Source organism: Shewanella sp. Scap07 (genome assembly GCF_013394145.1).
GTDB classification, from domain to species: domain Bacteria; phylum Pseudomonadota; class Gammaproteobacteria; order Enterobacterales; family Shewanellaceae; genus Shewanella; species Shewanella waksmanii.
The window spans coordinates 2,183,082-2,208,504 of the sequence record NZ_CP041329.1 but is presented as its reverse complement, the minus strand read 5'-3'; the positions used below and the strand labels follow the sequence as shown (position 1 = coordinate 2,208,504).

Below are 25,423 nucleotides of genomic sequence, written 5' to 3'. Positions count from 1 at the left end.
TTTTGTGGTAGCGAGATATACTGCCACGCTCGGAGACCCTCTGAGCAAATAGATATTTGATAATGTAAAGGCAGGCTATGACCGTTCTACTAATGACTCCCCCCATGACTCAGCTAAATACGCCCTACCCGGCAACAGCGTATTTAACCGGATTTTTGCGATCCCGTGGTTATGAGGCAGTACAACGCGACCCTGCTATTGAGCTATTTTTAGAGATGATGACCGCGCCTGCGTTGGATGTCATTCGCCAGATCGTCGAACAGAACTTTGAGCATTTTGAAGACCATGAGCTACCGGATGTTATCTTTAATTTTCTGGCAGAGTTTGACCGCTACCAACTCACCGTAGAGAGCGCTATCCGCTTTTTACAAGGCAAAGATCCTAGCTTAGCACTACGTATTAATTCTCGGCGTTTTTTGCCCGAAGGCCCTGCATTTGATGCCATAGCGCAAATGGAAGCTGTATCGGGTGACGTATTACAAGCGGCATTTGGCAATTTAGGTGTGCAAGATAAAGCTAAGTACCTCGCCACCTTATTCATCAATGATTTATCATCGGTCATTACCCAAGGTGTCGATCCTTACTTTGAAGTTAGCCGTTATGGCGAGCAATTAGCTGCCGCTAATCCCACTTTTGATAATCTGTACGACACATTAATGGATGAGCCAACCTTCAGCTCTGAAATTTTGGAACAACTGGTAGAGCAATACCTAGAAGAAACACAGCCTAGTGTAGTGGCACTGACGGTACCCTTTCCTGGCAACATGTTAGGGGCGCTGCGTATCGCCCAGACCTGTAAGGCGCTCAACCCAAATATCCCAGTTGTGATGGGTGGCGGTTTTATTAATACTGAACTGCGCGCGCTAAAAGATCCGCGAGTATTCGAGTTTATTGATTTTATCTGTTTAGATGATGGTGAGCGGCCGCTGATCACCCTTTTAGAGTATTTGCAGGGCCAGCGTGAAGTCGACGATTTAGTCCGTACCTATTTTCTTGCCGAAAATGAACAAGGCGAAGTCTATGTTCATTTTAACGAAAATACCGAGCTACACGACATCCCGCAAACTGATGTAGGTGCGCCTATCTATGACGGCTTACCATTAGATGAATACCTGTCTTTATGCGAAATGCTCAACCCAATGCACCGCATCTGGAGCGATGGTCGCTGGAACAAGCTTACCATTGCCCACGGCTGCTACTGGCGCAAGTGTAGCTTTTGCGATGTTAGCCTCGATTACATCGACCGATATGACGCTGCCGGCGCAGATGTATTAGTTGATCGAATTGAACAGCTTATTGAAGAAACCGGCCAAACGGGTTTTCATTTTGTCGATGAAGCCTTACCGCCTAAAGTGCTGTTTTCAATGGCCAAGCGCTTAATTGAGCGCAATGTAGTGATTAGTTGGTGGGGTAACATTCGGTTTGAACGGACCTTTAGCCCAGCCCGTTGCCAATTGTTGGCAGATTCTGGCTGTATTGCGGTCAGTGGCGGACTTGAAGTTGCATCAGACAGGCTACTAAAACTGATGAAAAAAGGCGTCAGTGTCGAACGTGTTGCCAATGTCACTAAGTCATTTAGCGATGCTGGCATTATGGTACATGCATACTTAATGTATGGCTTCCCTACCCAAACAGAACAAGAAACCGTCGACTCACTGGAGATGGTAAGACAAATGATGCAACAAGGCTGTTTCCAATCTGCCTACTGGCACCGTTTTGTTGCTACAGTCCACAGTCCGATAGGCATGAATCCCGAACAATTTGGTATAACCTTAGCGGAGCGGCCAGAGATCTTATTTGCTGAAAACGATGTCGACTTTATCGACCCAACCGGCACTGATCATGACATGCTTGGTGAAGGCTTACGCAAAGCCATTTATAACTATATGCATGGCATAGGCTTTGACCAACCAATGAGCTTTTGGTTTAACCAAGCCGTTGCGCCCACCAGCATGAAAAAAGATTTAATAGCGAACGCAATCACCCAGTTTATTGAAAGCCATCAGGAATAATGCAGTCAAGGCCACCACTAAGTGGCCTTTAACAGCAGCAATGGTTAATTGTTCTCTAGTTGTGACGCCATTTCTTCATCAAGGCGTGTGACTAGCAGTTGATCGACTTTGTAGCTATCAACATCGACGACTTCAAATTTGTAACCTGCGTGGATGACCGAGTCAGTGCACTTAGGAATTTTACGCAACATGAACATCATAAAACCGGCAATGGTTTCATAGTTATGACTTTGCGGGAAAGCCTCAATATCTAACGCGCGCATCACATCAATGATGGGCGTCACTCCGTCGACTAACCAAGAACGGTCATCGCGGGCAATGATCTGCTCTTCACTCTCGGGAAGTGACCATGCACCCATTACCGCATCTTGCAGATCTTTAGCTGTAACCACACCCACCACCAGTGAATACTCATTCATAACAACCGCGAAATCTGCCCGACTGTTTTTGAAGTAGTCCATCGATTCCGACAAACTCAAGGTATCGGGAATGAAAAAACAATTGGTCACTAAGCTTTTATCTTTAAGACTAATGCTCTCGCCATTAATTAAGTAAATCAGCAGCTTTTTGGCATTAACAATGCCAACCACGGTATCGAGCTGCTCATTACAAACCAAGAAATTTGAATGGGGCTGCGCAGCAATCTTGGCTCGAATCTCCTCTTCGCTATCTTGCAGCAGAAAATACGCAAGACTCTCCCGCGCCGTCATTGCTGCTGTTACCGGAATGGATTGCATCTCAAACACTTTTTCCATCATCAGCTGATCGCCTTTATCCAGCACCCCGGCTTCTGCGCCCGCATCCATTACCGCGTAAATATCGTCGGAGGTCACTGCATCATCTCGGGCGGTTTGCACTCGAAAAATTCGAAATACAAGATTGGCTAAGCTGTTAAAAAACCAAACAAATGGCTTTAACACCACAATACATATCATCATCGGGCCAACAAACACCATGGCCACTTTTTCAGGAAAAGCCATTGCCAATCGTTTTGGCATTAAATCGGCAATTAAGATAAACAAACTGGTCACCAGCATGAAAGAGAGAAAGAAGCTGGTTTTCTCTAGCCAAGGGCCTGACAGCCATGCCGATAAAAAGGCCTGTATATGGGGAGTAAAGGCCGACTCACCGACAATCCCGCCCATGATGGCCACGGCATTGAGACCGATTTGTACCACAGTGAAAAAGTTGCCCGGTTGCGCTTGAAGATGCAGCACTTTTTGTGCGCGAATATCGCCTTCATCGCTCAATTGGCGCAGACGTATTTTTCGCGCCGCAGCCAAAGCAATTTCAGACATAGAAAAGAAACAACTCACCCCAATAAGGAGGAGAATGACCACAACATTATCAAAGAAGCTCATGAGGCACCTGAATTAACCCGAATGTTCAGACTAACAATTAGATTAGCGCTTTAGGTTAGCAAATCAGTTTAAACACGCACTGAACCACGCACTGAGTTTAAGTTGTCAAACAAACCAAATTGACGCTGTATTTCGACCATCTCATAACCATAGAGGGCCCGATTTGCGGAGTATATCCGCAATATTGAAAGCTCGCTAGTGAATAAATGACACATTGTGATTGAGTTAAATTCATACACTTGTTGCTACCTGTATTAGCATTGCTGCCATACAAAACTTGCACGCTTAGCTTACTGTTAATCAATCAATTGGTGCTTCACTTGATAGGTGGATTTATAGAGAGTAGGTCTAAGTGCTTAAGATATTAAGGCTAGCTGCTATTTGGTGTTATAAATAAGCCGTAAATCATACAAATTAAAATCATTTACTAAACACCTCAGACAACATCCACCACTAAAATCAATGGTAAACAGTAAAAATACACACCACCAACAAACTCAAGCTTTATCTGTAACAACCTGGCAACTTAAGTTTATATATTAATCACTTAAACACAACTTCCCTGCGTTTTATATCCAGACAATTGACACCTATATAGAATGATGCCGAAGCTCAAATAAATGAGCTCGTTAATATAATTACAATTGATGGGTCAAAACATGAAATTACTTAAATCTGCCGCAGCTTTAGCTGTTGGTTTAGCACTACTTACTGGTTGCAATAACGATGATGACATTAAGTATGTTGATCATACCGAAGTTAAGATTGCGGCTTACAATTTATCGTTCGATCGTGCAACTTTTGCTGATTTAGTGGCTGAAATGGCAATTGCAGCGGATCAACAGAATATACTCGTTGCAGCGTACCTAGAAGATCGCGACGCTATGGAGCCTGCTGACAAGGCTACAGCGGAAAAAGTTATCCAAATTCGTAATGTTGCCGCAATCATTCAAAAGACTCGCCCAGATGTCCTAATGATGGGTGAATATAATAATGACGGTACGGGTGAAGACTTATCAGCATTAGAAGGCTTTCAAGCAAACTACTTATCAGTAGCCCAAAGTATTGACGGCGCTGGCGGCACTGCAGAGTTAGAACCAATTGAGTACCCATTTGCGGAAAGCTACGCAACGAATACGGGCTTATTAAGCGGATTCGATTTGAATAATGATGGCTACATTGCAACTGCCGAAGATCTTGGTACCGATGCCTACGCCAATGATTCTTGGGGTTATGGCAAGTATCACGGTCAATATGCTTTTGCGCTAATGTCTAAATACGAAATTGATTCTAAAAATACCCGGACTTTCCAAAACTTTAAGTGGAAAGACTTAGAAGGCGCTGAAAACCCATTATTAGATGGCGAAAACTGGTACACAGATGAAGAATGGCAGCAAATGACATTGTCATCGAAAAACCATGTGGATGCACCTATCTTAATTCCAACTAAAGATGGTACTGAAACCGTACACATTCTCATGTCTCACCCTACGCCTCCTGTATTTGATACAGGTAAAAACAAACTTCAAAATGCGGCAGAAGTGGAGTTTTGGCATAAGTACGTAACGAGGGCACAAGATTTCTACGACGATGCTGGTAATACAGGTGCACTCACAGCCGGTGCCCATTTTGTCATTGTAGGCGATCAGAATTTAGACGCTGCAACAGGCGCAGGTGACGGATTTACGGAAGTGATGGCACAGTTACATGCTGATCCTGTGGTAAACCAAAATGTCACTAACGGTGATTTGTACCCCACTAGTTTTGGTGCTGCGGAATATGCAGCTGATAGAAGCTCCGCCCATCCGTACCCTAACCGCATCACGGCCGAGTTCCATAATGCCTATGGCGGAATCAATGCAGATCATGCAATTCCTTCGGCTAGCCTAAACATTATTGATTCTGGTGTATATTGGCAGGCTTCTTACCAACAAGGTCGTCTATTGTTTAATGATGCCCGCATTGGTAATTACGGCAATGGTAAAGATGTTTCTTCTGATCACCGTATGGTTTGGGTGAAAGCTAGATTCTAATCTGAAGTGCGCTATAAAAGCCTCGATTTATCGAGGCTTTTATATTACTGCACTACCCAAAATCATAATCTAAGTGCATGACAGGAAACTCAACCGAAAGCTTTGAAATAGCGCCCACTAATTTGGCTGAGTAGAGGCGTTTTTAGCAGCTATCCACTGTGACATGTACTTGGTGCTCGCCATAGAATGATGCTTTAACATGGCACCAGTAAAATTATTCACCCTGTGCTCAGCTAGATTAGCCAACGTCTCATTGAGCTTTTTCATCCACTCAGCGGCTAAGACTTTGCCATTATACCTAGCCGTTAACAATGTAGCGGCATTCTCCTGGGCTTCACTCCAAAGGGATTGTTGTTGATACAGTCTGATTGCAGCTTGTGCAAACTCTTGATAATCATCGATGATATCACCTGGCCATGGTTCATCACCGCACATACCTTCACTGCCTACAGAGGTCGTTACACTAGGAGTCTGCATTATCATGGCGTCAAGCAATTTGCCCTTAATGCCAGCACCAAAGCGAATAGGCGCCAAACAAACTCGCGATTGCTCCATCACTTGATAGGCATCTTCTGCCCAGCCCTTAACTAAAAAACCGGTTTTGGGATTATTAAGCGCTGTGGCTTTCGGCGGCGGATAAGAGCCATAAATATGCAGCTCAGCCTGAGGTAGCTGTTGGCGAATAATGGGCCATATCTTTTGCAGATGTAAGACCACATCCCAGTTTGGCGCGTGGCGGAAATTACCTATGGTCATAAAGTGCTGACGTTCGGCATAGCTTTTTGTTTTAGTCGGGCAGTTATCTAGATCCACCATAAATGGCAAATGATGCAAAATGCTTGGGTCAATTTTAAACTGTTTTTGCAAAAGCTCCATTTCGAAACTGGAGATGATAAGTGAAATATCACAACGAAGAATAGCCGCAATCTCACGTTTAGCGATATCACTAAACAGATCCGCTTTTGTGAGCTCTCGTTCAGCCTTAACAGCTTGGTGACGCGCATTACGCAAACATTGTAGATCTTCAGTATCCAGTATTTTTAAAGCATTGGGGCAGCTTTTTTCAACTCGCCAGCCAAACTGCTCCTCCATCATAAAGCGATCAAACATCACGATGTCGGGCTGATAATCTGAGATATAAGCATCAAAGCTGTCGCAGTTTAAATTGATATTCTGACTAGTTATGCCGGCTAAACTTAGATCGACCATATGATCGGAAGGTTGAGCAGGAGTGGCAAATTCAACCTGCCAGCCTTGCTGTCTATAAAGTCTTAATAGCGACATCATATGGCTACCTGCCGCCGATGAGTTTGGCTCGGGCCAGACATAACCAATCACTAGTACTTTTATCATTACCGCTCACTTTATTGTTTTTTGGGAAGGTTAGGGTTTAGCCGATGAACATTCAAGCTTGTCGTTTAACACAACACAGCCATGTATAACTCTGGATGTACGACTTTAATTGATATTGGCAATGTTATTCATCACCTGCGTTGCAGTAAGTCCCATTTGTTACCGTATAGGTCTTCAAACACCACAACCGTGCCATACTCTTCCTCACGAGGCTGTTCGTTAAAATGCACGCCAATGGCTTTCATCTGCTCATAATCACGCCAAAAGTCATCAGTTTGCAAAAACAAAAATACCCTTCCGCCAGTTTGATTCCCAACTGCATGTCGCTGCTGGTCGTCGCTTGCCTGAGCTAATAACAGGTTGGTGCCATTGCCATTGGGCGGTGCCACTTGCACCCAACGCTTACCCTGCCCTAAATCTGTATCTTCAATCAAAGTGAACTGCAATCGCTGAGTGTAAAACTCAATTGCGTCATCATAGTTATCGACAACCAGCGCGATATTACTGATTTGCTGAACTCGCTCAGGCATAACGGTATCCTTAATTTCAAACCACCAATTCTATATCAATAGCCGCGTTAGCCACAAAGTCACAATGCCACCAAAGGGAAAACCTTTATCATGTTTCAAACCTGTCTCCATGGCTAGGTGGTGTTGAAGTCACAATAAAAACCAAATCGCCTTGGTGTTGATTGCTTACCTGATGCTTTGCACCTGCCGGAATATGCAGCCCTTGATTTGACGTGAGAGTGAAGACCTTTTCTTCAAGTTCAATGGTGGCAATTCCGGATAATATGAAAAAAAATTGCTCCGCTTGTTGATGAAAATGACGACTCTCATAACACCCTGCTGGCACCCTTTCTTGAATAACACTTAAATTTTTAGACTTAACCAAATGCCAGCCATCACATTTCTCTCCCCAAATATAATGTTCTGCAGATTGTTGACTCACCACAGTAGCCAAGCGCGCTCCTTTTCAAATATGAATACCGACTTTACGATAATAAACGAGCATAAAAGCAATGAGAACAGCTAAAATCTATTGCAATATAGACATCAATATAAAAATGGCACGCATCACGCCAGGCCACTTACCGTAAAGATTTTGGCCGCAGACTTTCAATCACTTCAGTACTCACCCAATATAAGTTGGATATCCCGTGTTGCTCATCGTAGCGACTGAAAAACATAAATTTGCCATCGGGCGTCACACTAGGCACAGTTTCACTAAAGGCTGAGTTAATATCAGTGCCAAGATTAATGGCCTTAGACCATGTCTGGTCTGGTTGCTTGAAGTACACATAAATATCGCTATCTGTACGACTGGCCTCTTCTCTGGAACGTGAATCCACCAACAAGTAATCTCGAGTTGGCGATATAAATCCATGCACACCAAAATCGATAGCCACTTTTTTGGGTTTGCCGTAATGACCATTAATGAAAGCGGAATAGTAGGTTTGAGATTTGAAAATATCAGTAAAGAAAAGATCGCCGTTTTTCGCTAGCGTCGAGAAAAACACCTCTTCATCATTGATCGGTGAGTCGAGCTTTTTAGCGCTCTGCCACTTTTTTCCTTTGCGGTTTGCTAGCCATATTTTGGTGTCGCTAAAATCAGCGTTATAGGCCGTAAAGTACATCTGTTTGCCATCAAGGCTTAAAAAAGGCTCCATTTCACCGGCTTTATCGCCTTGGGTAAAATTTGCCTTTTTGAACGGTTGCCATAGGTTATTCTCTACCGTTGAAAAATAGATATCAGCCGTTTTATCCGGCAGTTGTGCAGAAAAGTAAATCTCCTTTAAATCAGCCGAAAATGTCACACCGTACTCGTACCTGCCGGCGATTGACACTAGCCCCTTTGCAAATACCTTAGGGATCACTCCTGGGGTTTGTTGCCCTAAATAAGCCCCCTGTAATAACGGAAAACCATCTTGACTGTAACCTTTGTTGGCTGTCGTTTGCGCCACAAGCAAGGCGACTAGCATCACTTTAATAAGTGTCACTCTATTAAGCATCATACATTTCCTTTTAATAGCCATAACCTGCTTTAATTCGTTAATAAATTGAATGACTACAGTGTAGGTAGACAGGTAAAAAAACACCTGACGTCTTTATGATTTTTGACTGATTTGCAACTGGCGATAGCTAACGACAATTAACTGTCGTTTTACGAATAGCGCTGCCTCTAACAACAAGCAGATCTTTTCCACTTATCCCTAAGCAGTTATTAGTACCCAGAAATAGATTTATTTCGATTGAGGGCACCAATGCACTATCAACCTATTCCTGAAAAGATACGCCAAAGCAGATAGCAACAACCTCCTTTATGTCGCTTACTCAAAAATGACTCACAGATAGAACGTCTAATTACATTCTTAAACTCAGATTCAAGCACTGAACAAAAGACCTTAAAAAACAGAACCACATTGAAACCACGATACACACGATATTACTTACCCTTTCAAAAAATCGCGTAAGTACAAACACCTAGCTTAAAAACTCATAACTGTGCAGTATAGGAGAGCCGAGTAACATTTCTTTTACATATAACTAAAAGCAGGAATAATAAATGCTAAATGAACCCAAAAGTGTCTCGTTACCCCAATTGTGCTCGTTGGAGGAACAAGGACAGAGAAGTTTTGATTTATCTATTTCAAAAACTGACTATAACTATATGTTCAGTTATTTAGAGCCTATCCCCATTGCTGCAAGCGTACCTAAAAGTGAAGAATTTAGTCTTGCTTATGAAGCTAAGGTCTTACAAGTATTTCTTGCTATCGCTGAAAATTTCAAATCGGTTGTGATCAGTTTTATGGAAAAAGAGTTGGTGGATGATATGCCCACTAATTTACGCTCATCAATTGATGCTGTTGAGGTCGCCCACGAGAAGTTAAAACAAGCGATGCAAGAAGGAATAATCGTTAAAAAAGTGCACGAGGTCGAGTATTCCATCGAGTTGATTCAAGCGTTAGCTAAAGTCCCTAAAGAATTGGAAGAAGCATTGGCTGGCGTCGCCAGGCTGCCCAAAGATCTGCTAAAAATGGTCAAAGGTCTTGAGCAAGTATTTCATGATTTAGCCAAGGAAGGACCAACCGCTTTCTTAAAAAGTAGCTTGTACGACATGCTCGCGACAGACGGCAATCGAGACTATTTAGCCGCCACATCGGTAGAAGATTACCGCGACTTATTCAAAACACTGCCTACTCCAGACAATTTAAAGATAAAAAAGCAAAGCTGGATGCCAGACAACAATCAGGAAGTGTGGCAACAGGACTGGTATTTTGGCTATATGCAGACTGCGGGCTTTAATACTACCAATTTGAGAGGGGTGTTGCTGAGTGATAGCTACTCATCCGAAGCCGTTGTGTTACAACAGCTATTGGAGAAAATGCCTATTAGCGATGAGATCTTTCACAACGTTGTCGGCCACAATGAGCTCTCGCTTAGCCAAGCTGCTGACCAAGGACTACTATACGTTTGCGATTACGCTATGATGCAAGGGCTTGAATCTAGCATGCTCCATGACAAAGAACGTTACCCTTGTGCCCCCATCGCACTATTTTTTTGGAATCAAACCCCGCCCGAAGGCTATCCGCCAAGCGGTGCACTGCAACCTATCTGCATTCAACTAACCCAGAACTTTGATGCAGAAACATCACCTATCTATACCCCCAATGACTGCACCGCAAATAACGACAGTACTGGTGTAAAGTGGTCAGTTGCAAAAACAATGGTCCAAAATGCCTGTGCGGTTCAACATGAAACCGTTGCCCATTTAGGCGCCTGCCATTTAACCATTGAACCTATGGTGGTCGCGGCAAATCGACAACTTGCACAATCACACCCCTTGATGGTGCTGCTCAAGCCTCACTTCAGATTTACTTTGCCAATTAATGACGGCGCAATTCATAGTCTGATTGTCCCTGGTGGCGTTGTCGCTTCAGTGCTTTCCCCTAGCCATCAAAGTACCGCAAAACTCATCACAGATGCCCATGAAAAATGGCGTTTTGACCAGCAGTTTCCTGATCAGTTATTCCAGCAAAGGGGCGTTTGTGACAAAACCTTGGCTAAATTTCCTTTTAGAGAAGACACATTAGAACTTTGGGACTCGATTACAAAATTTGTTAGCCAATACCTATCCCTTTACTACGCAGGAGATTCAAAGCTAGACCAAGATAAGTTGGTCACTGAGGACTATGAGCTGCAAAACTGGGTAAATGAGATGGTAAACAGTCGCTGTGCTGCAATTAAAGGCATGGATGGCTTAGTTGAAACCGGCGATAGTCAGTCTCCTTACCAGATAAGAGACTTTAATTACCTAGTAAAAATAGTCTCTTTGATTATCTATACCGCCAGTGCCCAGCATGCGTCAGTCAATTACGCTCAATGGCCACTAATGAGTTACTTGCCTAGCGTATCGGGCACCCTTTACGCACAAGCACCGACGCGCTCAGATAAGCTGTCCGAAAGCAGCTTTTTGCAGTACTTGCCTCCTCTAGATGTCGCACTTTATCAAGCAACCTTTGGATACCTGCTCAGTAATGTTCAGTTCGACAGTTTAGGCCACTATAGTGAAGACCCAAGAAAGCCCTATTTTCAAGATGAACAAGTCCAGCCGCTAGTGACCGACTTCCAATTGGCCTTAAATCAGGTAGAGATGAATATACACCAACGAAACAAGCAACGGCCTTTTCCCTATCTGTTTCAATTACCGTCAATGGTACCCAACAGCATAAGCATCTAAATCTTGCTGAAATGCCAACTGACAACCCTAAAAGTACGGGATAGGCCAAACGTTTCCTGTCTCGTACTTTTGTCTGAGCAAGATAAAACTAAACTAATCTGTTTTATAACAGATTGATACATACTAAATTGGCCAAAGCTGTTACCATTGCAACACAGCAATAAAATAATAATAACATTGTCGTAACCATCGGATTAACCGAGCCACTGTAATTAAGCAAGTTCAGTTGCTGGTTCAATGGTTGGGTTCAGCATCAAGGAGATAACAGTGAGTACCCTTCTCTTTATCCTAGGTTTCTCTTCGATCTTTTCTCTAGGTACTCAATCAAAGAATGCAATGGCTTTAAATACCTTGCTTGCGCTGTCTTTTATACTCATTACACCGTTATCTTTTGCTTTCGAGCCCAACACCATTGAGATTAACGCTAGCCAAAAAGTGCAAAGTACTGGTGATAACTATCTTTACTTAACGGATGCAAGCAACTCACTTTATCTAGAGCAGGTCATCACGAGTTCACAATGGCGTATTCCTGAACCCAATATCACCAACCGCGGCTTTACATCCGCGAGTTCTTGGATGAAGTTTGCCATACAAAACAGCGGCGACACTGATCTCAATCTCATTTTAGAATATGTTGAAGCCTCTATTGATCGAATCGACCTATACCATAGAGTCAAGGGCTCCGCGGCAGATTTTGAACACGCGAGCTTTTCATTTACCGATGCTGTCGCCATGCGTGAAATCAGCTTCTTTAGGCCCGCATTTCAGCTCCCTTTACCAAAAAATGAGACAAAAGAAGTATACGTAAAAATATTTCCCGGCAATCAGATCCCCATGCACAGCTTTACAGCAATGAAGATATGGGACGAGTCGAGCTTTTACTATTCAACTCACATCGAACTCAGTTTCATGGTGATTTTGTTGTGTACAGAGTTATTGATGGGCATTGCAACATTACTCGTGTTCTTTGTCTCAAAAGATAGGATGTTTCTGTATTACTCTATTTTTGCTTTTTCAATCGCTTCACTGTTCGCCTCGTTGAGTGGTATTTGGGGATACTTTTTCTACAAAGAAGGCTACCAACTTTGGATGATTGTCCTGCAAATAAGTATTTGCCAGGTCGCGGCCATATGGTTTGTCAGATCATTTCTCAATATTCGACGCTTATCAGTTACTATCGACAACCTTTTGCTCATGGCTTTGGCCATCTCGATCGCGGGCGTGCTAACCAACCTCGCGGGATACCATTACTACCCTAGATTAATCATCGACAACATAGCGTTCCTATATATTCTACTGCTGCCAATTGGGCTATACGCATGGAAAAAGAAGGTTCCCCATGCAGGGCTATTTACCTTTAGCTGGGCAGTATTTATTTTTGGGATGCTCACTGCTTCGCTTAGGCTGCGTGGCTATTTAAATGATTCATACGGCGTACAGTGGCTGATCTACATTGGTGGCTTCATCGAGGCCTTTTTGTTAACAACGGTCATGTTGCTTCGATTAAAAGACATACAAGATACTAAACAACAGATAGAACAGAAACATCGCCAACACCTACAAAATTATGCAGATGAACTGGCCTTGCAAGTCCAACTGCAAACCAAACAACTTTCAGAGGCAAAAGATGAGGCTGAATCAGAAGCCCGCGTAGACTTTTTAACGGGTATCTATAATCGCCGCGCATTCATCGAGTCTGCCAATCGGTTCCTCGCAAGAGTTAATCGTAATCAAGACGCGGGCCTGCACTTTCTGATGATAGATATCGACTATTTTAAGTACGTAAATGACACATACGGTCATGCTGCGGGGGATGCGGTACTCATCGCGGTAGCCGATGCGATTTCTGCAACGGTGCGCACAGTAGATGTTGTCTCGAGACTTGGCGGTGAAGAGTTTGGCATTCTTATGGAAAATAATGAGCCACAAGATACGATTACCCTAGCAGAGCGAATTCGCAGTGCAATTGAATCACTCAATATTGAATTTCAAGACCACCGAATCACCATAACCGCTTCAATCGGTGTCGCAAAATGGCAATCTGGGATGGACTTAGATTCGCTAATGAATCAATCGGACCGATTACTTTATCAAGCTAAAGAATCCGGCAGAAATAATGTAGTGAACAACTTTTATGAGAACCACCGGCTAACCTTATAATACTCACTAGGCTCAATATCAGCGATGTTACTTAAGCTTTTTATTAACTACTTAAAATCTATCGTTAAGCCCTTATCAGCGAGAATTACTCAAACCATTTCATCTGCTACTTGTGAAATGCTCGAAGCAATCATTAAAGTAAACTGATATAGGGCCTATCAACTATCGCAACTAGAGGCTTGCAATTTTCAAAATCAACGAGCGTATAGGGGTTATACCACTTTCCCCATCTAACCCTATTAACCAGCGATAGCTATTATACTTGCAATTAAGTAATACCTACTAGGTAGTTACACTGTGTCTATCGACAATATCTTGAGTTGCTCGATTCATGCCTATTAGAGATACACGTACGCCTTGTCTTTTATACTTAGCCAAAACTGTATCCAAGGCCTTCACCGCAGTGAAATCCCAGAAATGTGCGGTAGATATATCGATAGTCACGGTCTCGATGTCATCCATAAAGTGGAAAGAATTGATAAACTTGTTCGACGAGGCAAACAGCACCTGCCCTGTCACCTTATATTCACGGTGCGCATTATCTTTTAGTAAACTGTTAACGACCATCATGTGGCTAACTTTATTAGTAAAAAATACCGAAGCCAACAACACCCCGACTAATACACCTATAGCAAGATTGTGCGTCATAACCACGACTATTACCGTAGATAACATAACCACATTAGTCGACAACGGGTGCGTTTTCATATCAATAATCGATCGCCAAGAAAAAGTCCCAATTGCCACCATAATCATAACCGCGACCAATGCTGGTATAGGTATCTGCTTTAGCCAGTCACCAAGAAACACCACCATAAACAATAAAAATACACCTGCCGCTAAGCTTGATAAACGGCCTATGCCGCCGGATTTAATGTTAATCATAGACTGACCAATCATGGCACACCCAGCCATTCCGCCAAGAAACCCTGCTGACATGTTTGCTAATCCTTGCCCTCTGCACTCTCGGTTTTTATCACTATTGGTTTCAGTAAGTTCATCAACAATAGTGGCTGTCATCATCGACTCCAACAATCCAACCGTCGCTAAGGAAAGTGAATAAGGCAACACAATTAATAGCGTATCCAAATTGAAAGGTACGTCTGGCCAGACAAATATCGGTAAGGTATCAGGCAGTTCTCCCATATCTCCAACACTACGGACCTCGACGTTAAAATTCATAGCTAATAGCGTTAGCGCCACAATACAAATGAGTGGGGAAGGAATCAGTTTGCCGACAATAGGCAAATACGGGAACAAGTATATGATGCCTAACCCCGCCAGTGTCATAGCGTATACATGCCAACTAACATGGGTAAGCTCTGGCAATTGCGCTAGCAAAATTAAAATTGCGAGTGCATTTACAAATCCAGTGACTACAGACTGAGAAACAAATCGCATAAAATTACCAAATTTTAGGTAACCAGCAACAATTTGTAGTGCACCAGTCAATACGGTTGCTGCTAGCAGATACTGCAAACCATGCTCTTTTACTAGCGTGATCATAAGTAGCGCCATCGCACCGGTAGAGGCAGAAATCATTCCTGGACGTGCGCCACTAAAAGCGATTACAACCGAGATACTAAATGACGCGTATAAGCCCACTTTAGGATCGACACCTGCGATAATAGAAAAAGCGATAGCCTCTGGAATGAGCGCTAAGGCGACAACAAGTCCAGCAAGAAGATCACCTCGAATATTGGAAATCCAATCAGTTTTATAATTTTTAGACATTAAACTCTCAAATTTGACACAGCCGAACGCACCAGAGATAAAACTGGAGTGTTATATGTGCTTTTGACAAAATATGGCGCTAGAGCACTGCCGTTGACATTCGACAATGAATTTAAAAGCGCAAGAAATTAAGCGTTGTACTTAAACTAGTAAGATAGCTTTAGGCGGGACAAAACGTTAGGGTGGCGTCATTAACACAGTGAGTAATTTCCTCGATTGCAAAATTTTCAGCATGGTACACCTTGAGAAACCAAGTTTGTGAGACGTAGATCACGTAAATAGGTGTTAGTGTTAGCACAATCTAAGCCTTCTCATACTACACCCTCTGAGTAATAGCTCGAGATAATTCGCCATCACCTTGGTCTAAACCACTTTATGATGAACTTTCAGCTTCACCAAAAAAATTAACTTGCTAAAGGTATGTTCACTTGCCTGAGTATGTCACAAGCCTTTAAGTCAATGGCGCCACGCTTATCATCTCGAATCACCTACCCGTTCCATGCACCAATACAAGGCAGTCTTGAACAAAGAAAGCGATATCTTTTAGTTAATTAGCACGTTCATTATCAATGAACGGCAAAAGCCGTTTAGGTTGCTATCCAGCCAGCACGCCTGCTTCATAAATCAGTGCGCGTAACTTAAACCGCACTCCCCACAAACTTGTTTAGTTAAACCAAAAACCAATAGCCCGCCTACTTTTGCACCATTTTCATGCGTTTTAGTAGCAAAACAATGAGTTTTGTTCATTTTGAGCCATTTTTGTCATAAAAGGCTTGAAATCATAAGTGATTTAAATATGATGAAAATCTGAACATCTTCAGATGAACTCCGCCTTACAGGGCGACAAATGCGATGTGATGAGTTCTACGCGCTTGAATTACCGTTCAAGCTTAATTTTAAATAGCGATTACCGTCGCTGTAGCAAGATACTGCATACCGTAGCGGTAACTTATTGAGGGATGAAAAATGGAGCAGTTATCCGGCGCCAGCATGATCGTACGATCATTAATTGATGAAGGCGTAAAACACATTTTCGGCTACCCAGGTGGCTCTGTCCTTGATATCTATGATGCGTTGCATCAAAAATCTGATATTGACCATATTTTAGTTCGCCACGAGCAAGCTGCGGTGCACATGGCCGATGGCTATGCACGCGCCACAGGCGAAGTGGGCGTGGTGTTAGTAACCTCAGGCCCCGGCGCAACCAATGCCATTACCGGTATTGCCACCGCTTACATGGACTCAATTCCATTGGTGGTACTTTCAGGCCAAGTACCTAGCAACCTGATTGGTAATGACGCTTTCCAAGAGTGCGACATGATTGGTATTTCCCGTCCAGTGGTTAAGCACAGCTTTTTAGTCACTGACGCGAAAGACATTCCCGCCATCATTAAAAAAGCTTTTTATCTCGCCGCCAGTGGCCGACCTGGACCCGTTGTGGTTGATATTCCAAAAGATTGTTTGAACCCACAGATATTGCATGATTATCAATATCCTGAAGAAATTCAAATGCGTTCATATAATCCAACGACCACCGGCCATAAAGGCCAAATTCGTCGTGGTTTACAGGCATTATTAAAGGCCAAAAAGCCGGTACTTTATGTGGGTGGCGGCGCGGTTATCTCTGGTTGCGACCAGCAAATTTTAACCCTGTCTGAAAAACTCGGCATTCCGGTTGTCAGTACCTTGATGGGCTTAGGAGCGTTTCCTGGTACCCACGCTAATAGCGTCGGTATGCTTGGTATGCATGGCTGCTACGAAGCCAATATGTCGATGCACAATTCCGACCTCATCTTTGGTATTGGTGTGCGCTTTGACGACCGTACCACCAATAATGTCGAAAAGTACTGCCCTAACGCGACCATTTTGCACATTGATATCGACCCATCTTCAATTTCGAAAACCGTTAAAGTTGATATCCCAATTGTTGGCTCTGCAGAGAACATTCTTGATAGCATGTTAGCTATTCTCGAAGAAGATGAAAGCCTCACCAACGATGTGGCCGCCAATGAATTTTGGTGGAGCGAGATCAATCAATGGCGTGCGCGTAAAAGCTTAGCCTATGACAAAAGTGGCGATAGAATTAAGCCACAGCAAGTTATTGAAACTTTACATAAACTCACTAATGGTGATGCTTATGTATCGTCCGATGTTGGCCAGCATCAAATGTTTGCCGCATTGTATTACCCCTTTAATAAACCACGCCGTTGGATCAACTCTGGCGGGCTTGGCACCATGGGATTTGGTTTACCCGCGGCGATGGGCGTAAAAATGGCCATGCCCGATGAAACCGTAGTGTGTGTTACCGGCGATGGCTCTATTCAAATGAATATCCAAGAGCTTTCTACCGCGCTGCAATACGATACACCGGTTAAAATCATTAACCTTAACAACCGTTTCTTAGGCATGGTGAAACAGTGGCAAGATATGATTTACTCTGGCCGCCACTCGCACTCTTATATGGACTCGGTACCCAACTTTGCCAAGATTGCTGAGGCCTACGGCCATGTGGGCATGACCATTAGCGATCCAGCAGAGCTAGAAGCGGGTCTAGAAAAAGCCCTAGCAATGAAAGACAAGTTGGTATTTGTTGATATCAGTGTTGATGAAACTGAGCACGTTTATCCGATGCTAATCCGCGGCGGAGCAATGAACGAAATGTGGCTAAGCAAAACGGAGAAAAGCTAATGCGTCGTATTTTATCTGTATTACTTGAAAACCAACCCGGTGCTCTTTCACGCGTGGTCGGTCTGTTTTCTCAGCGTGGTTACAACATTGAAAGCCTAACCGTGGCACCGACTGATGATGCAACATTATCACGACTTAACATTACCCTCGAAGCAGATGAGACAGTACTTGAACAAATTGAAAAGCAGCTACACAAGCTGATTGATATTTTAAAAGTAGCTAACATTACCGAGTCTAGTCACATTGAGCGTGAAATTGCCTTAGTAAAAGTCAAAGCTAAAGGCGCGGCGCGTGAAGAAGTGAAGCGCACTACTGATATTTTCCGTGGTCAGATTGTCGATGTCACCAGTGAGCTGTATACCATTCAACTTACCGGTACAACCGCTAAGCTTGATGCTTGCATTGCCTCATTAGGGGAAATGACCAAAGTGGTTGAGGTGTCTCGCTCTGGTGTAGTGGGACTATGCCGCGGTGAAAAATCTATGCGCGCTTAATTGCCGCTAAACACTTATTATGTTGCTTAGAGCAATAACTAAAAAAGGGAGCCTAGGCTCCCTTTTTTATGTACTCGTGATGTCGATGGTCAGTGATGAGTCCAGGCAACCCTGCCATCATTCACTGGGGTTTATTTGGCGTCTAATACTCTAGAGCGTCCAATTTCGATTTTGCGTGGTTTAAGTGCTTCGGGGATCTCACGCTGTAAATCGATATCGAGTAAACCATTTTCAAGGCTTGCACCTACTACAGTGACATAGTCGGCTAACTGGAACGTGCGCTCAAATCCGCGCTCAGCAATACCTTGATACAGGTACTTACGTTCTTGGTCTTGCTCGACTTTAGTGCCTTTGACGAGTAATTTCTCACCTTCGCTGGTGATTTCAAGTTCATCCATCGTAAAGCCGGCAACAGCCATAGTAATTCTATAACGGTTTTCGCTTAACGATTCGATGTTATATGGGGGGTAGCCAGAGTTACCTTTGTTTGACGCCGCATGTTCAGCAAGTTGAGCTAAACGGTCAAATCCAATGGCGCTACGGTATAGTGGAGTTAGATCATAGTTACGCATAGGTATATCCTCACAATTAAGCAATATATTAAGTTGGCCAAATTGATGTCATAGCATCGTTTTGCACCGATAAGTTTTACAAACCGCTAAGCCCCGCAGGCACCTAACTTGATGGTTTGTGATGAAGCCTCATTGAGCGCCTCATACTCACTATATGTAGACAGGCCATTTTGTTTTCAAGCCTTTTCAAAAAAATTTTACTTTCAAAAGATGAATAAATAACTATATCATTGATAATAATAAGAAATTAATTTGCTATTTTTAATTGGATTTTGTCTTAGTTAACAAACCAATTATCATTTCTTAGGCTCAAAAAACAAAAAAGGCAGCCCCATGGCTGCCTTTTTTAGCTGCTTTTTATTTAGTTAGCAGTAATTTTACACCCTTCAACACTTTCAGAGTTTTCGTAAACGATATCGCCTACTGGGTTGTAGTCAGCTGCTACGATGCTGCCAGCATCTTTGAAGTAACCGTAAAGTACGTCGGCATCAACGTAACCAGTTTGTACTGGTGTAAGCACTGGATAGCCGTCACCACCTGCGGCGTTGTAGCTAGGAACAGTAAAGGTGTATGTATCTGTATCGCTGTAACCTTTGCCGTTAATGTCACTAATGGCCACTGACTGAGCTTCACAGTCTACGGTCATTTTCACGCCGGTAATTTGTGCATATGCACCTGCGCCAATTTGTAGACTCGCCACATTACCTAAGTACTCCGATACCTGTGCACCTGTCATGGTACTCAGTGTCACCATGTTGCCAAATGGCTGTACAGTCAATACATCACGGTAAGAGATCTCGCCTTGCTCAATTGATGCACGCACACCACCTGAGTTCATCACACCAAAATCAGCATTCACTTTTTTAGCTTGAGCAATCGCAATTAGGCGGCCTAGGTTAGTTTGCATGTAACGTACGTTACTACGCTCACCGTCAAGTAAGCCATCAGTTGCAGCAATTACTTCATCAAGGCGCTCTTGTCCCTGTTCTTGGTAAAAGCTCAGTAGTTCAAGTAGCTCAGCATCTGGCTCGATTTTCTCGCCAACAATCTCTTCTACTTCGTTGCCTTCTTCGTCAAGAACCGGCTCACCGTTTTCGTCAAGCACAGTACCTAACAAGTTAACGGGTACTAAGTTATAGCTTGCTAGGTGTAGCTCACCATTAAAGTATTCAAAATCAGCACGGCCAACATACTTACCCCATTCGTGGGCTTGCATGATAAAAGTGCCGTTTTGCACATCTGGTTTACACTCATCACCAGGCTTAAAGTCTTCTGCATAGCCATCGCCTTCCATACACACTGGGTTTTGCGAGTGACCACCAATAACCGCATGAAGTTGACCCGCTTCAAGTGCATTAGCGAGTGCCACATCACCAGGAGCATTGCTACCGTGCTCGCCGTTAGCATAGTGACCCATATGAGTGGTTGCGAAAATCAAGTCTGCTTCACCAGCATCGTTGATCTCTTGAATCACCTTAGCCACTTCCTCTTTAGGATCGGTAAAAGTCAGTTCGCTAATAAATTCTGGGTTACCCAATTTTGCAGTATCTTCGGTAGTTAAACCAATCACGGCCACTTTTACACCATTGATATCAAATACCTTATAAGCATCAAAGTAACGTGTACCGTCTGCTTTGTAGATGTTTGCAGCTAACATTGGGAAGTTAGCAATAGAGCGCTGTGAGTCTAAAATAGCTAATGGGTTATCAAACTCGTGGTTACCCACGGCCATTGCATCATAAGCAATCTCATTCATGCCAATGAAATCTGGGATGGCATTTTGTAAGTCTGACTCAGGTACGCCAGTATTGATATCACCGCCTGATAGCAACAGCGTGTGGCCGCCTGCACTTTCTACTTCAGCGCGAATTTGATTAATTAGAGTTTTACGTGCAGCCATTCCATATTCGCCGTCTTTGTTTTCCCAAAAACGACCATGGTTATCATTGGTATGCAGTACAGTAAACTGCGTACATGCATCACCGGCTTCGGCACATGTTGTTGGCGTGTTGTTGTCATCATCACTGCTATTACAACCAGCTAGTGCCGCTAGCACTGCAGTTGCAAGTAATCCTTTAACTAGCTTATTTGTCATTACATCAACCCCTGTATTTTTTATAAAAATATCTTTAATTGGTAACACTCTATTATCTACAAAAACAAACACACTGTTTTTATGGCCAACATCTTAGCAAATAATATCCAACCTTTGTGTCATTTTTATGAATTAATGTGACATTAATGTGTTGATTATTAAGTATTTACATCCAACTTTGTTTCAAAATGAGAACGGACATCAACACATGCATCAGGCTAAAGTATGATTAAAGTGATACCAGCAAAAACCATCCATTTGGTTTATAAGTCATTTGTGTTATTCACAAACAAACGAGATTCATCCGCACAGGCGAACACGACCAGCCGATTAATAAGAAAAAACTGATAAATTACAGGGCTAAGAAATGACAAATTTATTAAACAGAAGAGCAAGAATGGGTCAAATGAGCAGTAACAACCTATCGGGTGAAAAAGCATTTTGCGCTTAATTAGCAAACCATTAACAAAAAAGGGCAACCTATGTTGCCCTTTTTATCAATTAACTTCTAGGTCAATTTATTTTACATCACCAGCACAGCTTTTCACTTCTGCACCGCCTAGGAAGAAGCGCAATTGGCCTTCAACAGGCGTATAGTCACTAGCAATGATGTTTGGGTTCGCAACAAAATACTCGCGGAACACCGCTGCATCACTTAACTGAGTGTCAATGTAATTAGGATGCTGGTTGATCACTGGGTAATCATCACCACCTGCTGCACTGAAATGAATTAACGAGAAGGTGTAGTCTTGTTGCTCATCAAATGCACGGCCACCAAGACTGGCAATTTCAACGCTGCCAGCGTCACAGTTCACATCCATCTCTACGCGATTAAGTTGCGGGTAACCACCGCCTGTTTTCACCGCAATGGCCGCAAGGTACTCTTGTACTTCGCTACCTGTCATTGTGACATGAGAAACAAAGTTGCCAAATGGCTGCACGGTGGTAAGGCAATAATATTCTTAGTGTTATGTATTAAATTATCGAATAGATATTAATTACTCCACTACTCTTCTACTCGCTATCCTGCACACCTATTCAAGATCAGGAGATGAGCATGAAGAAAACATTCAGTGAAGATGAGAAGCAAGCAATAGTTGAGATGATAAGTAGTGGTGCTAGTTGTAGGCAGGTACAGCAAGAGTTTAACATCTCTACGTCCTACTACCACAAGTTGAAGAAAGACATAGGATTAGTGGCTCCCCTTACAAGGGGGACGGTGGAAGTATCCACTACAGACAAAGCTTATGAGCTATTTAAGAAGGCTTATGGGCTACTAGGTGGTAATGTGAAGGATGCTATTAAAGAGGCTATGGAGCTTGTCCAGAGTGATGAGATAGAGGCTGAGAAGGCTAAAAGGATAGCTGAGGTGGAATCTGAGTACGCTGAAGGTGTAAGGAATGCCATGGGAGCTTGGGGACAATGAAGAAACTAATATCAACCATCGCTCTATCTATCTGCTCTCTAACCGCTACTGCTGTTGATCTAAAAGCAATTACTATTGACTGGGAAGATAATGCAACAAAAGTGCACCTAGTAGGTGCAGATACTAGACAAACAGCGAAAATGCAGATTATGTCATCAGCCGAAGGCTGGGCTAGTGTGTATTTCAGTTGGCAAAATTTAGAAGAAGGCATGGAAACGTGTAGCCCTAGGGATGAAGAATGGGACGCTAATGGTTACAGAGAGACTGTTTATAAAATAAATGGACAAAATGTAAAAATGAGAGAGCGCTGTACAAAGTACACTGACACTAACTCCCATTACAAAATGTCGTGGGCGATCACTGACAACGGCCACTCTTTTATTGTCAATACTTTCAAGAATGCGAAGGATAGCGTGCACGTTAAATTCAGTGACGGAGGTGCTGTCAACTTCAGTGCTAAAGGTTTCTCTCGTGAATGGAATAGCTTTGGCGGTAATGCAATATGAAACTAATTCCTTGGTTACTTGGTGGCTTATTACTTGGTATGGCTTTCGTACCAACGCATAGCTTGGTCAGAACAGTAGATGGATTACATTATGACACGCTGACATATTCTAGTTACTTCCGCTGTAGTGTGAACAAAGCTGAAATGGAAGAAGCTAGTAAGAATAATCCACTGTTATCTGTATTCGATTATGAATGTAAGATGTGAATCCTGTGACGATTTGTAAAGGGGCAAAATTGCAGCCCCCTACTGGCGTGGGTTTGAGAGGAGTGTTATACAAAAAACTGATAAATCACAGGGCTAAGAAATGACAAATTTATTAAACAGGAGAGCAAGAATGGCTCAAATGAGCAGTAACAACGTATCGGGTGAAAAAGCATTTTGCGCTTAATTAGCAAACCATTAACAAAAAAGGGCAACCTATGTTGCCCTTTTTATCAATTAACTTTTAGGTCAATTTATTTTACATCACCAGCACAGCTTTTCACTTCTGCACCGCCTAGGAAGAAGCGCAATTGGCCTTCAACAGGCGTATAGTCACTAGCAATGATGTTTGGGTTCGCAACAAAATACTCGCGGAACACGGCTGCATCACTTAACTGAGTGTCAATGTAATTAGGATGCTGGTTGATCACTGGGTAATCATCACCACCTGCTGCACTGAAATGAATTAACGAGAAGGTGTAGTCTTGTTGCTCATCAAATGCACGGCCACCAAGACTGGCAATTTCAACGCTGCCAGCGTCACAGTTCACATCCATCTCTACGCGATTAAGTTGCGGGTAACCACCGCCTGTTTTCACTGCAATGGCCGCAAGGTAATCTTGTACTTCGCTACCTGTCATAGTGACATAAGAAACAAAGTTGCCAAATGGCTGCACGGTAAGTACGTCGCGGTATGAGATGTCACCAGTTTCAATTGATGCACGAATACCGCCTGAGTTCATCACACCAAAATCAGCCGTGACGTTAAAGTTATCTGTTACATACTCAGAATAAGCAGTGGTTAACAAGTTACCTAAGTTGGTTTGCTCGATGCGCACCACTTCACGATCACCTTCAAGCTTACCGTCGGTGTGTGAGATCACCACATCAAGTAGCTCTTGACCACGTTCTTGATAAGGCTTAAGCATGTCGTACACACCTTGGTGCTTATCGATTTCTTCTGTGATAAATACCAAGTCGCCGTTTTCATCTTCTTCTTTGAGGTTAATCGGGATTAACTTGTAGCTGGCTAATGTTAGCTCACCATCAACGTATTCAAAGTCAGCACGGCCGACATACTTACCCCATTCGTGTGCTTGCATAATGTAAGTACCATTTTGCTGATCGGGCTTACATTCTCCACCTGGAGTGAAATCAGCATAGTCGTTACCTTCCATACAAACTGGGTTTTGCGAGTGACCACCAATAATTGCCTGTAGGCGCCCTTCTTCTACTGAACGTGCAAGCATAACATCGCCTGGTGCTTCAGTACCGTGGTTACCATCGGCATAGTGACCCATGTGCGTTACCGCAAAGACCATATCAACGGTTTCATTGGCTTCAATTTCAGCCAACACTTTTGGTAGTTCTTCTTGTGGGTCAGTAAAGGTTAATGACTCAACATTTTCCGGGTTAACAATTTTAGGCGTATCTACCGTAGTGAAACCAATAATAGCGATTTTGATGCCGTTAACGTCAAACACTTGGTATGGCTCAAAGTAGCGAGTTTCAGTGTTATTGTCATAGATATTGGCAGCCAACATTGGGAAATTAGCTAAGGTAGATTGCATATGCAAAGTGCTAAGCGGGTTATCAAACTCATGGTTACCCACCGCCATGGCATCGTAGCCCAGTAAGTTCATGCCGACAAAATCAGGGATGGCGTCTTGCATGTCTGATTCTGGTACACCAGTGTTGATGTCACCGCCAGACAATAGAATGGTTTCACCACCGGCACGCTCAACTTCGTCACGAATTTGGTCAATAACCGTTTTACGAGCTGCCATGCCGTACTCACCGTTACCGTTTTCCCAAAAACGACCGTGGTTGTCATTGGTGTGAATGACTGTAAAACCGGTACAGTCGGCAGCACCACTTTGACAGCCAGTGTAGTTTTTATCATCGTCGCTACTGTTACAGCCCACTAGTGCTGTCATTACCGCTGTCGCCACTAAGCCTTTTATTAGCTTATTTTGCATCTCATCAACCCCTTTTATTATGTGTTTCCTGCTCGGTAGGTCGAGCTTAAGGAGCGCTGACTATAAT

General features: G+C 43.2%; 18 protein-coding genes. 8 read left to right on the top strand and 10 right to left on the bottom strand.

Features of this window, described 5'->3' with window-relative positions; genetic code table 11:
* Positions 1-77 precede the first annotated feature (77 nt).
* Positions 78-2,012 carry a radical SAM protein gene (locus tag FLM48_RS09665; RefSeq protein ID WP_179024483.1) on the top strand — a complete coding sequence of 645 codons (1,935 nt, stop codon included), beginning with the start codon at positions 78-80 and terminating at the stop codon, positions 2,010-2,012.
* Between the two features lie 44 nt (positions 2,013-2,056).
* Here FLM48_RS09665 and FLM48_RS09660 read toward each other — a convergent pair whose 3' ends face one another.
* Entirely contained in the window at positions 2,057-3,373 is a 1,317-nt protein-coding gene (locus tag FLM48_RS09660; RefSeq protein ID WP_179024482.1) for a hemolysin family protein, read from the bottom strand.
* Positions 3,374-4,032: 659 nt separating this feature from the next.
* On the opposite strand from FLM48_RS09660, the gene FLM48_RS09655 reads away from it, so the two are divergent.
* Positions 4,033-5,406, top strand: a complete 1,374-nt coding sequence (locus tag FLM48_RS09655; protein WP_179024481.1) for an endonuclease/exonuclease/phosphatase family protein — start codon at positions 4,033-4,035, stop codon at positions 5,404-5,406.
* Positions 5,407-5,523: 117 nt separating this feature from the next.
* Here the strand turns inward: FLM48_RS09655 and FLM48_RS09650 are convergent, their stop codons facing one another.
* The 4 genes from FLM48_RS09650 to FLM48_RS09635 form a co-directional block, all read right to left on the bottom strand.
* Positions 5,524-6,759, bottom strand: coding sequence for a glycosyltransferase family 4 protein (locus FLM48_RS09650; protein ID WP_179024480.1), 1,236 nt, complete (start codon positions 6,757-6,759; stop codon positions 5,524-5,526).
* Positions 6,760-6,890: 131 nt separating this feature from the next.
* On the bottom strand, positions 6,891-7,289 hold the full coding sequence (locus FLM48_RS09645; RefSeq protein ID WP_179024479.1) for a VOC family protein: 399 nt from the start codon (positions 7,287-7,289) through the stop codon (positions 6,891-6,893).
* 88 nt (positions 7,290-7,377) lie between these two features.
* Complete coding sequence (locus FLM48_RS09640) at positions 7,378-7,713, bottom strand: cupin domain-containing protein (protein ID WP_179026332.1); 336 nt, start codon at positions 7,711-7,713, stop codon at positions 7,378-7,380.
* A gap of 136 nt (positions 7,714-7,849) precedes the next feature.
* On the bottom strand, positions 7,850-8,773 hold the full coding sequence (locus FLM48_RS09635; RefSeq protein WP_256871105.1) for a hypothetical protein: 924 nt from the start codon (positions 8,771-8,773) through the stop codon (positions 7,850-7,852).
* 551 nt (positions 8,774-9,324) lie between these two features.
* On the opposite strand from FLM48_RS09635, the gene FLM48_RS09630 reads away from it, so the two are divergent.
* Positions 9,325-11,499, top strand: a complete 2,175-nt coding sequence (locus FLM48_RS09630) for a lipoxygenase family protein (RefSeq protein ID WP_179024478.1) — start codon at positions 9,325-9,327, stop codon at positions 11,497-11,499.
* A gap of 267 nt (positions 11,500-11,766) precedes the next feature.
* Complete coding sequence (locus FLM48_RS09625; protein WP_179024477.1) at positions 11,767-13,659, top strand: diguanylate cyclase; 1,893 nt, start codon at positions 11,767-11,769, stop codon at positions 13,657-13,659.
* Between the two features lie 282 nt (positions 13,660-13,941).
* On the opposite strand, the gene FLM48_RS09620 is transcribed toward FLM48_RS09625, so the two are convergent.
* Entirely contained in the window at positions 13,942-15,393 is a 1,452-nt protein-coding gene (locus tag FLM48_RS09620) for a SulP family inorganic anion transporter (RefSeq protein ID WP_179024476.1), read from the bottom strand.
* A 966-nt stretch (positions 15,394-16,359) separates the two neighbouring features.
* Here FLM48_RS09620 and FLM48_RS09615 point away from each other — a divergent pair.
* A complete protein-coding gene (locus FLM48_RS09615; protein WP_028774469.1) occupies positions 16,360-18,081 on the top strand; it encodes an acetolactate synthase 3 large subunit in 1,722 nt (573 codons plus the stop codon).
* The gene (ilvN, locus tag FLM48_RS09610; RefSeq protein WP_028774470.1) at positions 18,081-18,575 is read left to right on the top strand and encodes an acetolactate synthase small subunit; all 495 of its coding nucleotides are present in this window, start codon (positions 18,081-18,083) and stop codon (positions 18,573-18,575) included. The genes FLM48_RS09615 and ilvN overlap by 1 nt, the downstream gene beginning before the upstream one ends.
* Before the next feature lie 131 nt (positions 18,576-18,706).
* On the opposite strand, the gene FLM48_RS09605 is transcribed toward ilvN, so the two are convergent.
* The 3 genes from FLM48_RS09605 to FLM48_RS09595 all read right to left on the bottom strand — a co-directional run bounded on the left by FLM48_RS09605 (position 18,707) and on the right by FLM48_RS09595 (position 22,183).
* The gene (locus FLM48_RS09605) at positions 18,707-19,147 is read right to left on the bottom strand and encodes an Hsp20 family protein (RefSeq protein WP_028774471.1); all 441 of its coding nucleotides are present in this window, start codon (positions 19,145-19,147) and stop codon (positions 18,707-18,709) included.
* Between the two features lie 361 nt (positions 19,148-19,508).
* Positions 19,509-21,242 (bottom strand): bifunctional UDP-sugar hydrolase/5'-nucleotidase UshA, encoded by a 1,734-nt coding sequence (gene ushA / locus FLM48_RS09600; protein ID WP_179024475.1) that lies wholly within the window; start codon positions 21,240-21,242, stop codon positions 19,509-19,511.
* Positions 21,243-21,760: 518 nt separating this feature from the next.
* Positions 21,761-22,183 (bottom strand): 5'-nucleotidase C-terminal domain-containing protein, encoded by a 423-nt coding sequence (locus FLM48_RS09595; RefSeq protein ID WP_256871104.1) that lies wholly within the window; start codon positions 22,181-22,183, stop codon positions 21,761-21,763.
* A 116-nt stretch (positions 22,184-22,299) separates the two neighbouring features.
* Here FLM48_RS09595 and FLM48_RS09590 point away from each other — a divergent pair, with 116 nt between their 5' ends.
* Complete coding sequence (locus FLM48_RS09590) at positions 22,300-22,668, top strand: hypothetical protein (protein ID WP_179024473.1); 369 nt, start codon at positions 22,300-22,302, stop codon at positions 22,666-22,668.
* Positions 22,665-23,174 carry a hypothetical protein gene (locus tag FLM48_RS09585; RefSeq protein WP_179024472.1) on the top strand — a complete coding sequence of 170 codons (510 nt, stop codon included), beginning with the start codon at positions 22,665-22,667 and terminating at the stop codon, positions 23,172-23,174. The genes FLM48_RS09590 and FLM48_RS09585 overlap by 4 nt, the downstream gene beginning before the upstream one ends.
* A gap of 457 nt (positions 23,175-23,631) precedes the next feature.
* Here FLM48_RS09585 and ushA (FLM48_RS09580) read toward each other — a convergent pair whose 3' ends face one another.
* Positions 23,632-25,356 (bottom strand): bifunctional UDP-sugar hydrolase/5'-nucleotidase UshA, encoded by a 1,725-nt coding sequence (gene ushA, locus FLM48_RS09580; RefSeq protein ID WP_179024471.1) that lies wholly within the window; start codon positions 25,354-25,356, stop codon positions 23,632-23,634.
* Between the last annotated feature and the right edge of the window lie 67 nt (positions 25,357-25,423).